Origin of the sequence: Saccharopolyspora sp. ID03-671 (genome assembly GCF_045278815.1) — a bacterium.
Lineage (GTDB): Bacteria > Actinomycetota > Actinomycetes > Mycobacteriales > Pseudonocardiaceae > Saccharopolyspora > Saccharopolyspora ipomoeae.
Genome location: NZ_CP134054.1, coordinates 2,341,134 through 2,352,902, shown reverse-complemented (window position 1 = coordinate 2,352,902; position 11,769 = coordinate 2,341,134). Strand labels below are relative to the sequence as shown.

The following is an 11,769-nucleotide window of genomic DNA, read 5'->3' as shown; positions in this document are numbered from 1 at the left end:
GAAATGTCGGGACAGTTTGGACTGAAACTGTCGCCCTCCCGGTCCCCGTCGCTTCGGCGCGGTCACCCCGGGAGGATGCGGAGCATTCCCGGGCGGGGGTTCTCGTCGTGGAGGAATTCGAGGTGTGGTCCTTCGCCCGACGGCGGGCGGAGGGCGGCGAACTCGGGCTGCTCGGTGACGATGTCGTAGTCGAGCTCCTCGGCCCAGGCCCTGGCCTGCTCGCGGGGGTCGGTGGTGCCGACGACGACCGCGGCCAGGGGGCCGGTGCAGGCGTAGGCCTTGCGGGGTTCGAGGGCGCAGAGCTCGTTGCCCTCGACGTCGGCCATCACCACCCACGGGACTTCGGTGCTCTGGCCGATGTCGGCGAACCGGGCGCCGTGGTTGAACAGCCGCTCCACGACGCGGGTCTGCTCGTCGTGCGACTCGCTGCGCAGGTCCAGGTGCACGTCGTTCTGGCCGGTCTTGGCGCGGTCGGCGAGGAGGAAGCGCAGCGGCACCCCGGGGCCGTCGGGGCGCACCCCGGTCTCGTCCACGACGGTCCAGCCCAGCACCTCGGCCCACCACCGGGCCAGCCGCGCGGGGTCCTGCGCGGCGAACTCCACCACCAACGGCATACCGGGAAGCTACCGGAACAGGACGAATCGGCCAGCCCGAAAACCCGGTGCGGGCGATCGCCGACGTCGTGGAGACTGGGGACATGGAGATCAGGGAGGCCGAGGCGGCCGATTGGGACGGGATCTGGCCGTTCATGCGGCGGATCGTGGCCGCGGGGGAGACCTACGCGTGGGACCGGGACCTCGACGAGCAGCGGGCGCGCCAGCGCTGGTTCCCGGCCCCGCCCTGGCGGACCGTCGTCGCCGTGGAGGGCGACCGGGTGCTGGGCACGGCGATCTCCGGACCGAACCGGGAAGCCCAGGGCGCGCACGTGGCGACCGCGAGCTTCATGGTCGACCCGAACGCCGGCGGACGCGGCGTCGGCCGCGAGCTGGGCAAGCACGTGCTCGACCGGGCGCAGGCCGACGGCTACCGGGCGATGCAGTTCAACGCCGTCGTGGAGACCAACACCCGCGCGGTGGCGCTGTGGGAGTCCCTGGGCATGGAGATCGCCGCGACCCTCCCGGAGGCCTTCCACCACCCGACGCTGGGCTACGTCGGCCTCCACGTGATGTACCGGCGGTTCTGACCTCAGAGGCCGCGGCGCAGGTCGTCGAGGAGGGGCTGGAGGGCGTGCTCCTCCTCGACGGCCCGGGCCGCGGTGGTCATGAGGTCGGCCAGCTGGGGATCCCACGGCGTGGGGATCGGGGTGCCGATGAGGTTGGGCAGGTCCGTGCGGTCCTGCGACGCCCGGTCGAGCGCCGAGCGGTAGTCGGCGCCGGACATGCGCCAGGGCACCGCTTCGTGGCGCTGGGCCGTGAGGGCGGCGGCGATGCCGGGCCAGTCGAAGTCGGCGTGCACGTGCAGCACCGCGCCGTCGGCGGAGAGGCGCTCCAGGAGAGCTCGGGCCGCCGTCGACGGCAGGCCGGACAGGCAGAGCACCGGGTGGTGCAGGGCTTCCCGGATCGCCGCCTCCACCACGCGCGGGTGCTCGCACACCGCGATCGCCGTGCCCTCCGGCACCAGCCGCGCCGGGGCGGCACCGAGGTCCAGGTGCGTGAGGTGCGCGGGCAGTCCCAGCTCGGTGCGGGCGCGGATCCCGGCCGACCACGCGTCGTCGCCGGGAACCGGCAGCGCCCAGGTCAGCACCGTCGCCGACACCCCGTCCGGGGAAACACCGCAGCGCTCCCACAGGGCGCGGCGGTCGCGCTCGTTGCCCGGGGCCTCGACGCCCTGCGCCAGCGCCGCGGCCTTGAGCACGACGCGGCTCAGCGCCGTCCCGTCGTCCAGCGAGTGCGGGAACCCGATCCGCCCGGCCAGCGACGCGCGCGAAGTCCAGGAGCGCGGCGGCTCGGACAGCGACATCGCCGCCAGCACCCGCGCGGCGGCGTGGACGATGCCGGTCAGCTCGGCCTCGCCGACCCGCCCGTACTGCCGCACCCACCGCAACCACGGCGCCGCCCACGACGCACCGGCCGGCCCGTGCTCGTCGAGCACCTCCAGCAGCTCGTCGGCCTCCTCGGCGACCGGCTCGGCCTCGGCGACCGCGCCGCTCAGCGCCTCGACGACCTGGGAGAGCCCGGCGCCGAACCGGTTCCGCAATGCTTCGTCCAGTTTGGACACGCTGATCCGGGTGCCCTCGCCCCACATCGGACGCCCGTAGAGCTCGCCCACCGCGGTGCGGGTGGCGTCGTCGGGAAGCTCCAGCCGGAACGTCGGCTTCGACGACGACAGCGCCTCGCGCGCCGCCTCCCACAGGCCCCGCAACTCCGGAACGCCGAGGGCCTCCCGGATCTCGTCCGTGACGGCCACGGCGAATACCTCCGATTGAGAACTGCTGGTCAGGCGTCCGGACGCTGCAGGTCCGTGCCCGTCCAGGTGGTGTGCGTGGTCGCGATTCCGTGACCGCTGCGCGGTCGCAGCACGTCGTAGATGTGCATCTTCGGGATCTTCGGCGAGACGCCCCAGCCGCTCGGCCAGGTGATCAGCCAGTCCATGTCCAGGTCCACCAGCAGCCCCAGCATCCGCGCGATCGTCGGATCGTCGAGCCGCTCGAACGCCTCGTCCAGCAGCACCAGCCGCAGCGGACCGCGACCGTCCGAGGACACGCTCACCGCGTCGTAGAACGCCGCCGCGGCCGCGAACAGCGTCACGTACGAGATCAGCCGCGTCTCGCCCGACGACAGCTGCCGCAGCCGCCGCACCCGAGGCTTGCCGTCCGGGCCGGTGTCGCGCACCCGCACCGTGAACGCGAACCAGGACCGGTAGTCCAGCGCCCGCGCCAGGATCTCCGCGTACCCGCCCGATGCGCTGTCCCGCTCGGACTCGATGAGGTCGGTGAACACCCGCCGCAGCAGCGAGTCCTGGTCCTCGCTGCGGTTCGCGAAGGGCGTGCGCACCAGGTCGATCGCCTGCTTGATGTCGTCGCCCAGCGCCGCCGACGGCTGCCAGTCCAGCTGGACGTGCACGCCCTGGCTGGACCGGGCGCCGTCGAGGACCTCGTTCATCCGCTTGCACAGGTCCTCGGCGATGGTCATCTGCCCGCGCAGCCGCTCCGCCAGGTCCCGGATCAGGTAGTCCGCGAAGATCGACTGGTAGCGCTCGTTGAGGTACCCGCGCTGCTCGCCGAGCCGCTCGGAGACCCGCCGCGCGGCCTCGGCGACCGGCTGCGGCCCCTCCTCGCCGGTGACGGTCACCGTGAGCAGGCCGTGCTGGTCGGCGGCGGTGATGTCGTAGTTGCCGCTCAGCGCGTGCTGCAGCGTCTGCAACCGGTTGAGCACCGTCGACTCGGTGGAGCCCTTGCGGTCCGAACCCACCAGCAGCTCGGCGGCCTCCGCCAGCTCACCCGGTGGCTCCTCGGAGACCTCGGCCGCCGCCCACAGGCCCGGGATCTCCAGGGCCCGGCGGAACGCGGTCGTCGCCGACTCGGCGTCCTGCTCGCGACCGGCCAGCTGCGATTGCTTGTTCTCCAGCTGAGTCTCCAGCCGGGCGGCGGCCTCGCGCAGGGTGCTGATGCGCTCCCGCTCCTGCGGCAGCTTCTCCCGCAGCTCGGTGCGCTCGCGCTCGAAACCGCTGACCTTGTCGGCGATCTCCTGCGCCGCACCGCCCACCGCCGACGTCAGCTCCGACAGGCCACCGGCCTGCTCGGCGTAGTCGGCGCAGCGGCGCTCGGCCTGCGCCTCGGCCTCCATCCGGTCGGCCACCGCGACGTCGTGGTGCAGCGAGATGTCGCGCAGCTCCGCCAGCGTCGGCAGGCAGCGCGACTCGACGGCCTCGCGCAGCGCGTCGATGCCCGAGCGGGCGTCCACCGCCGCGCGGTGCGCCGCGTCGAGCGCCTGCGTCTCTGCGGGCAGCCCCGCCTCACCGGCGGCCCGGACCAGCTCGCTCTGCGCGGCCTGCCAGCGCTGCTCGACCTCCAGGTGCTGCTCGCGCAGCTGCACCACCTGGCGCTCGGCGTCCTCGGCCGTCTCGATCGCCGTCGCCAGCTTCGCCTGCGCGGTCAGCAGGTCCCCGTCGTCCGGGAAGACCTCCAGGTGCTGCTCCAGCGCCGACGCGTGCTCACCGGCCTCGGCCTGCCGCCGCTCCGCCTCGCCGATCGACTCGCGCAGCCGGGCGAGCTCGTCCTCCAGCTCGCTGATCCGCCGCGCCCGGGCGTCCTCGCGGGCGCCCGCGCCCACGTACTCGGCGGCGTCCTTGTGCCAGGAACCGCTGAGCGCCCCGGCCTTCCAGGACCCGTCGGTGGACACGCACAGCCCGGTGCCGCCACCGGTCGAGACCGTGGTCAGCAGCCCGGCGACCCGCTCCGGCGGCACCGGCGAGTCCGCCACGGCGGCCGGGGTGAGCAGCGCGTTCAGCGTGCCGCCGGTGGTCGGGTCGACCGGGCCGGCGGGCGAGGCCAGCAGGTCCGTCAGGCCGGGCACGTGCCCGGTGGCGGTGACCCAGGCGTTGAGCAGCCCGCTGGACTGCAGCGCCGCCTCCAGGCCCGCCCGGTCGGCGTCGCTCAGCGACGGCGCGAAGTCGACCAGCTCGTAGAAGGCGCGGCCCTGCGACGGGTCGCGTTCGGCTTCCACCCACGTCGGCAGCTCGGGGCGGCGCTCGTGACCCGCGCGCAGTTCGGCGAGTTCCCCTTCGCGCATGCGGGTTTCCGCGCGCAGCTCGGTGATCTCCTGCTCCACCGCCGACACCGCGCGCCGCGCCTCGTGCAGCTGCGGGCGCGCCCACTGCCGGGCCTGCTCGCGGGAGGTGCGGCTGGCACCCCGGTCGTTGATCAGGTCCTCGACGGTCGGCGGCTCCGGCGGGGCCTGCTCGGTCGCGGCGGGCCACTCGGTGGCCCACTTGCGCGCCAGCTCCACCCACACCGCGGCGGCGTCGGAGAGCTCCTGCTGCGCCTGGTTGCGGCGACCCGCGGCCTCGGTGGAGGTCAGCTGCGCCTGGCGGGCGTTGCGCTGGATCTCGGCGACCTGCGCCTGCTCGGAGTCGAGCTCGCGGGCCTGCTGGTGCAGCGCCAGGGTCAGCGCCGCGCGCTCCCGCGCCTCGGTCGCCGCCTGCGCGGAACTGCCCACCGCGGAGCGGAATTGGGCGGCCAGCGCGTCGGCGTCCAGCTGCGGCGGCTGGTAGCGCTCCACCTCGGTCGGCTCGGCGTCCGGCTCGGGCGAGGTGCGCACCGACTCGGTCTCGGCGACCAGCTCGGCGGCCGGGACCGGCGGCGGCTGCGGCACGGTCGCACCGCCCAGACCTGCGGTGCTCAACTGCTGACCAGCGCGGGTCGCGGCCTGCCCGGCGGCCTCGGCGTCACCGGCGAGCCTGCGCAGCACGCCCAGCACCGACTCCGCCGAGCGGGTCTCCTGCGCCCGGTGCCGCGTCGCCGTGTCGAGCGCGGAAACCGCTGCGGCGCGGGAACTCTCGACCAGCTTCTCCCGGTCGCGCAGGTTCTGCAGCTCCGAGTAGGCCGGGTGCGAGCGCAGCGCGTCGATGCTCGACTCCAGCTCGCTCTCGCGCTGCTCCAGCTCGGTGATGGTGCGCTGCGCGGACTCCCGTTCCTCGCGCTTGCCGGTGAACTGCTCGTCCAGCCTCGCCAGGTCCTTGCGCAGCGCCGCCAGCTTCTGCTGCGCCGCGCGCATCGCCTCCGCGCGGTCGCGCAGCGCGCCGAACGCGTAGCCGGAGTAGGTCGACAGGAACGCGGTCAGCGCCTTGTCCGCCCCGGTGAGCCGGACGATGTTCTCGCGGATCGACTCCAGGTCGTCGAACGAGGTCGCCAACCGCTCGATCAGGCCCGCGTCCAGCGGCGGCAGCGCGTCGGACAGGATCTGCTCCAGCTGCCCCTCCAGGACCTTCAGGCCCACGTCGGGGTTGCGCAGCGTGCGCTGCAGGTGCAGCAGGTCGCCGTAGCGCGCGGCAGGCACGCCGTAGACCGAGGCCGCGACCTTCGCGCGGAACGACTGGTCGTCGAGCACGCAGTCGGCGCCCAGCAGCTCGCGCAGCTGCGCCGCCCCCAGCGGAACCCGGTCGGCGCCCACCAGGTGCAGGTTGATGCCCACCCGGCGGCTCGTGATGAACCGCCACGAGTCGCTGATCGACTGCGAGGTCTTCGACGCCTTCACCCCGAGACCGCAGGTGAGGAACTCCTCGCCGCCCTCCGGGGTGTCGCGGCGCAGCTCGATCCAGGCGTAGCCGATGCGGTTCGGCCCGCCCGGGTACTCGTCGAGCATCAGCCGCCGGATGCTGACCGTGTCGAAGCCCTTCGACCCCAGCTGGCGCAGGTCGCCGTCGAGGCACAGCGGCAGCAGCAGCTCCAGGGTCCGGGACTTGCCGGAACCGTTGGTGCCCTGGAAGATCGCGCGTCCGCCGTCGAGGTCGAACGTCGTCTCGGCGTACTGCCAGATGTTGACGATCCCGCCGCGGTGCAGGCGCCACCGGTGGGCGGACTCCGCAACGGCCGCTTCGGTGCTGTGTGGGCTCACCGCGTTGCCTCTTCCATCTCGTCGAACAGTGACAGGCCCGGCGGTTCGGGCGCCGGCGGTTCCGCTTCGCGCTGCTGCTGCGCCGGTGTCGCGTCGGGCTGCGGGAGCCAGCGGTGCGCGGCCGGGCTGAGCAGCCACGACCCGTCGGACTCGCGGAGCAGGCCCAGCCTGCCCAGCAGGTCGATGACCGAGCGCACCAGGTCCTGGTGGTCCTCGGTCGCAGCCCGCGACCACGCCGACGGGTAGGACTCGACCAGCTCCTGGCAGACGTCGGCGAAGTCCTGCCAGGACACCGGATGCCGCCCTGCCGAATCGGGTTCGGCCTTGTCCAGCAGTTCCGGCAGCGCCAGCAGCGCGATCCGCGCGACCGTTCCCGGGCCCGGGAACGCGAGGTCGGTGAGGTAGTCCTCCGGGTCGCACACCACCACGCCCTCGGCGCGGGCCTCGCCGACGAGGCCGAAGAACCGCTCCAGCAAACGGGATTCGTTGATGACGTGCTCGCGCAGCCAGCTCGCCTGCTCCGGCGGCAGGTCCGCGTAGAGCACCACCGGGTCCTCGATCAGCTTGCGCCGCACCGCGTGCTCGATCCGGCGCGGACCGGCGGCGGAGGCGAGCTTGACCAGCTGCTGCGGGTCCTCGGCCTCGGCCAGCGGGCCCGCCACCAGCTGGCCCAGCATGTCGGTGTCGATGGTGATCAGCGCCTCGGCGGCGGACTCGGCCGTCACCGAGCCCTCGGTCTCGGTGATCACGCCCAGCGCGACCAGGTGCCGCAGCGCCGCGGTCAGCGCGCGCCGGTCCGCCGGGTCGTCGGCGATCTCGATCCCCGCCTCGGCGGCGGCCGCGCGCACGTCGCTGACCAGCCGCGACAGCAGGACCTGGCGTCCGATCCCGGTCAGCGCGGCCAGGGTCAGCGCGAAGTAGGCGTAACCGCGCGGGCTCAGCGATTCCACGCCGCGCCCCGCGTCCTCGCCCGGACCGGACTTGTACAGCCGCGCGAAGCGGCGCTCCACCACCAGCCGGTACCCCAGCAGCCCCGCGAAGACGTCCTGCAGCGCGGCGCGCTGGCGGTAGATCATCGGCAGCAGGTCGCCGTCCGGCCCGTCGGCGCGCAGCAGCGGCCTGCGCAGCAGAACCCGGGCGCAGCGCACCACGTTCGCCGCGTCGATGTCGGGGAGCTCGTCGAACGTCGAGATCATCGGGCGGCTCCTCGCAGCGGTGCCTCGGAGTCGGGTAAACCGCCGTCCCCGACCAGTTCCAGGACGGTGTCGCGCAGCGTCAGCTCACCGGCCGCGCTGCGAATCCTGGTCTCCTGCCCGGATTCCGGGCGGATCGTCACGCGCAGCCGGTGCACCGGGTCCAGCGCCGTGCCCTCGTCGTCGGAGCCGTCGCGCTGCGCCATCGCCAGCGTCAGCAGCTCGCACAGCACGCCCAGCGCGTCCGGCGACAGCGTGCGCCGCCCGACGTCGGCGCCCGCCTCGGCGAGCTCGGCGACCGCGGCGCTGCGCCGCTGATCGGCCTGGCGGGCCTGCTGCAGCAGGGTCTCCTCGGTCATCGGGTCGTCGAGCACCCGCGACGTGCGGCCGCGCGCGCCGCGATCGCCGCGGCTGCGGACGCTGACCGTCACGTCCTGCACCGGTCCGTCGCGCCACGGCACCTTGTCGTTGTCGGAGTCGTAGTCCGGCGCGGGCTGCAGGTGCCGCGCCGAGTGCAGGCCGAACGCCGCCGCGTAGAGCCGGTGCGAGGTGCGCTCGTCGGCGCGGTCGAACCACTTCGCCAGCTTCAGCAGCTCGCCGCGCCTGCCGGGCACCAGACCGCCGCCGGAGGTGGCGCGCTTGACGCTGGCCAGCAGCGATCCGATGGCGCGCGCGGTGGCCTCGCGCAGCGCCGCGACCTGGCTGGGGCGGCCGGGGGCGTCGACGAACCAGTCGGTCAGCTCCTGCCAGTCGGCCTGGGTGCGGCCGCGCGCCCGCTCGACGTCGGTGCCCAGCTGGTCGGCCGGGCCCAGCAGCCGCAGCAGCTCACCGCGCGCCCCGGTCAGACCGGCCAGCGAACCGGCGATCGTCTCGGTGTGCCGCAGCACGTCCTCGACGACCATCTGGATGTACTCGACCAGCAGGTTCCGGAAACCCGAGATCTCGTCCGGCGCGAGCTGGTGGCGGGTGACGACCTGGCCCAGGTAGGCGTAGAAGTCGCGGACCGTGGCGGCCAGCTCGGCGTGCTGCAGGAACACCGTCGTGACCTGCTCGGCCAGCCGTTCCCGCGCCTGGCGGGCGGTTTTGCCGCGCGGGTCGTGGCGCTCGGCGGCCAGCGCCTCGGACAGGGCCTTGCCGATGCCGGCCAGACCGCGGTCGATGGCGGGCAGCAGCTCGCGGGAGACCTCGCGGGCGCCCTCCGGCACCCGCAGCAGCGCGTCGACGTCGCGCTGCACGCGCACGGCGAGCTTGCTGACCTGGTAGCGGACGCTGCCGTGCTGGAACTCGGCGATGCTGGAGGCGATCGTCTCGCGCCGACCGACGACCAGGTTGCCCCACTTGACCAGCTGCTTGAGCCGGTCGATCACCGTGTCCACATCGGACTCACCGGGGGCGACCCTGCCCTCGCGCTCGGCCGCGGCCAGGGCAGCGGCGACCTCGCCGGCCGACAGGTCCGCCAGCAGCGTCGAGGTGAACAACCGCATGATCGCCAGGTAGGTGCGGTGCTCCTGGGCCTGCAAGTAGGCGAACAGCTGCAGCCGCTGCGCCTCGTCCGGCGTCGTCTCGGCAGCAGCGGGCGGCACGCCGGTCGCGTTTCCCGCGACACCGGCGCGCAGCACATCGGCTTCGTGATCAGGGGCCGTCACGGTCCGCCACGATATCCCGTCGCCCGAGCACAGCCGGTCACCTGGGATGCCGTGATCGGTCACAGCCGCCGTCGGGGTAGCGTGCGGTGCTGCTTTCGAGGTGTTCGAGATCGTCTTCTCAGCGGTGGTGGAGGTGCGGGTGAGCGCGGGACGAGCGGTCGGTCTGCTGCTCGGCGTGGCGGCGGACGCGGCGCTGGGCGACCCCCGGCGCGGGCACCCGGTCGCGCTGTTCGGGCGCGTCGCCCAGAAGCTGGAGAAGGCGCTCTACCAGGACCGGCGCCCCACCGGGGTCGTCTACACCGGGGTCCTCGTCGGCGGTACCGCCGTGCTCGGGGAGCTGCTGCAGCGCTCGGTCCGCCGCAGCCCGGTGCTGGAGGCGGCCGCTACCGGCGTGGTCACCTGGGCGGTGCTCGGCGGCACGTCGCTGGCCGACGAGGGCACCGCGATGGCGCGGCTGCTCGACGCCGGGGAGATCGACGGCGCCCGCGAGCGCCTCGGCCACCTCTGCGGCCGCGACGCCGCCGTCCTCGATGGGCAGGGCCTGGCGCGCGCGACCGTCGAGTCGATCGCCGAGAACACCTCCGATGCCGTGGTGGCCCCGCTGGTGTGGGGCGCGGTGGCGGGCATCCCCGGGCTCGCGGCCTACCGCGCGGCCAACACGCTCGACGCGATGGTGGGGCACCGCTCGCCCCGCTACCGCGAGTTCGGCTGGGCCTCGGCACGGCTGGACGACCTGCTCAACCTCGTGCCCTCGCGCTTCGCGGCCGCGCTGACCGCGGTCTGCGCCCCCGTCGTCGGCGGGTCCGGCGGCGGCGCCTGGCGCACCTGGCGGCGTGACGCCTCCGCGCACCCGAGCCCCAACGCGGGCCAGGTCGAAGCGGCGTTCGCGGGAGCCCTGGAGATCCGCCTCGGCGGCCGCACCGTCTACGGCCACGTCACCGAGCAGCGCCCGATCATGGGCGAGGGCCGCACCGCCGACGCCGGTGACGTCACCCGCAGCGTCGAGCTCTCCCGCCTCATCGGCACGGTCACCGGCGCCGCAGCGGCCGCCACCGCCCTCCTCCGCCACCGCTGACGAACCCGCAGCCGCCCGTCCCGCAGCCGTCTGTACGGGAGCCGTCCGTCCCGGGGCGTCGGTCCCTCGCTCGGGGGAGCGTCGTTACCTGTGGACAGTTTTAGCCATAATTGCCCGTGATCAATGTCCGAAATGTCTGGACAGTTATGGCTAAAACTGTCCACTGCCCAGGCCTCGGTGCGGCGGGGTCAGGACTCCCGGGAGTTGCGCTCGAGGGATTCGGCTTCGCGGCGCTCTTCCTCGGCGACGGCTTCGGCGACGGAGAGCTTGCGGCGGCGCTTGGGGGCGGACTTCCGGGAGCTCGCATAGCGGGGGGTGGCCGGGCTCGGGGCGGAGCCCTGGGAGCTCGACGTGTTCGCGTGCGCTGCCTCGGAGTCCGGGCGCCCTGTCTCGGAGTCCGGGCGTGCTGTCTCGGAGTTCGGGCGTGCTGCTTCGGAGTCCGGGCGTGCTTCCTCGGAGTTCGCGTGCGCTGAGTCGGGCTCCGGCGTGCCGGGCTCCGGCTCGTCGGAGTCCTGACGGCGCCAGGCCGGGACCGAGTCCGGGCGGAGCTCCGTGTAGATCAGGTAGCCGATGGTGATGATCGCCATGATGCCGAAGGCGATCCACTGCAGGGCGTAGGAGAAGTACGGGCCCGACTCCAGGCGCGGCAGCGGCAGGGCGCCGAGGACGCCCGGCTGGCCGTCGGAGAGGGCGGCGTAACCCGGGCGCAGCGCGAGCCCGGTGCCCTCGGAGATCGTGCCGGAGTTGACGGCGTAGGCCCACCGGTGCCCGTCGTGGTCGAACAGCGGCCGCTGCTTGCTGTCGGTCTCGTCGGCGCGGATCCGGGCCGTGAGCGTCACCCGGCCCGACGGCGCGGCCGCGAAGTCGGGTGCGCGCGTGCCGTCGACCGGCCGCACGAAACCCCGGTCGACCAGCACCGTCGTCCCGTCGTCCAGCCGGAACGGGGTGATCACCTCGAACGCGGGCTCGCCGAGCACGGTGCGCTGCCAGGCCAGCGTCTCCGACGTGTGCAGGTACTCGCCGGTCAGCAGCACCTGCGACCACTCGGTGGTGACGTCGGGCGTGCGCCCGGCGGGCAGCACCTCGTCGATCGGCTTCGGGGCGGCGTGGAAGGACTCGGCGATGGCCTTGTTGCGGATCTCGGCCTCCTCGCTGCGCCCGAACTGCCACGGCGCGAGCGTCGTGAAGCACAACCCCGCGAACACCACGACCAGCGCGATCGCACCCAGCCACCCGGGCCGCAGCAAGAACTTGAGACGCACACCCCCACGGTAGGCCGCGCGACCGGCGCGGTGGCTGAG

8 protein-coding genes are annotated in these 11,769 nt (G+C 73.8%); 2 read left to right on the top strand and 6 right to left on the bottom strand.

All coding sequences use genetic code 11. From position 1 onward, the window contains the following. Positions 1-62: 62 nt before the first annotated feature. A complete protein-coding gene (locus tag REH65_RS10435; protein ID WP_281458854.1) occupies positions 63-614 on the bottom strand; it encodes a VOC family protein in 552 nt (183 codons plus the stop codon). 83 nt (positions 615-697) lie between these two features. On the opposite strand from REH65_RS10435, the gene REH65_RS10430 reads away from it, so the two are divergent. Continuing rightward, entirely contained in the window at positions 698-1,183 is a 486-nt protein-coding gene (locus REH65_RS10430) for an N-acetyltransferase family protein (RefSeq protein WP_406692268.1), read from the top strand. 2 nt (positions 1,184-1,185) lie between these two features. Here the strand turns inward: REH65_RS10430 and REH65_RS10425 are convergent, their stop codons facing one another. Genes REH65_RS10425 through REH65_RS10410 form a run of 4 tightly spaced genes read right to left on the bottom strand, consistent with a single transcriptional unit; the run spans position 1,186 to position 9,393 of the window. Next, positions 1,186-2,406, bottom strand: coding sequence for a DUF2399 domain-containing protein (locus REH65_RS10425; protein WP_406692267.1), 1,221 nt, complete (start codon positions 2,404-2,406; stop codon positions 1,186-1,188). A gap of 29 nt (positions 2,407-2,435) precedes the next feature. Next, positions 2,436-6,554, bottom strand: coding sequence for a TIGR02680 family protein (locus REH65_RS10420; protein WP_406692266.1), 4,119 nt, complete (start codon positions 6,552-6,554; stop codon positions 2,436-2,438). Continuing rightward, positions 6,551-7,750 carry a TIGR02678 family protein gene (locus tag REH65_RS10415; RefSeq protein WP_406692265.1) on the bottom strand — a complete coding sequence of 400 codons (1,200 nt, stop codon included), beginning with the start codon at positions 7,748-7,750 and terminating at the stop codon, positions 6,551-6,553. The genes REH65_RS10420 and REH65_RS10415 overlap by 4 nt, the downstream gene beginning before the upstream one ends. Next, positions 7,747-9,393: a TIGR02677 family protein gene (locus REH65_RS10410; RefSeq protein WP_406692263.1), complete on the bottom strand. Its 1,647-nt coding sequence runs from the start codon at positions 9,391-9,393 to the stop codon at positions 7,747-7,749. The genes REH65_RS10415 and REH65_RS10410 overlap by 4 nt, the downstream gene beginning before the upstream one ends. A gap of 139 nt (positions 9,394-9,532) precedes the next feature. On the opposite strand from REH65_RS10410, the gene REH65_RS10405 reads away from it, so the two are divergent. Next, positions 9,533-10,468, top strand: coding sequence for a cobalamin biosynthesis protein (locus REH65_RS10405; RefSeq protein WP_406693141.1), 936 nt, complete (start codon positions 9,533-9,535; stop codon positions 10,466-10,468). A gap of 188 nt (positions 10,469-10,656) precedes the next feature. Here the strand turns inward: REH65_RS10405 and REH65_RS10400 are convergent, their stop codons facing one another. Further along, the gene (locus REH65_RS10400) at positions 10,657-11,730 is read right to left on the bottom strand and encodes an SURF1 family cytochrome oxidase biogenesis protein (protein WP_406692262.1); all 1,074 of its coding nucleotides are present in this window, start codon (positions 11,728-11,730) and stop codon (positions 10,657-10,659) included. Between the last annotated feature and the right edge of the window lie 39 nt (positions 11,731-11,769).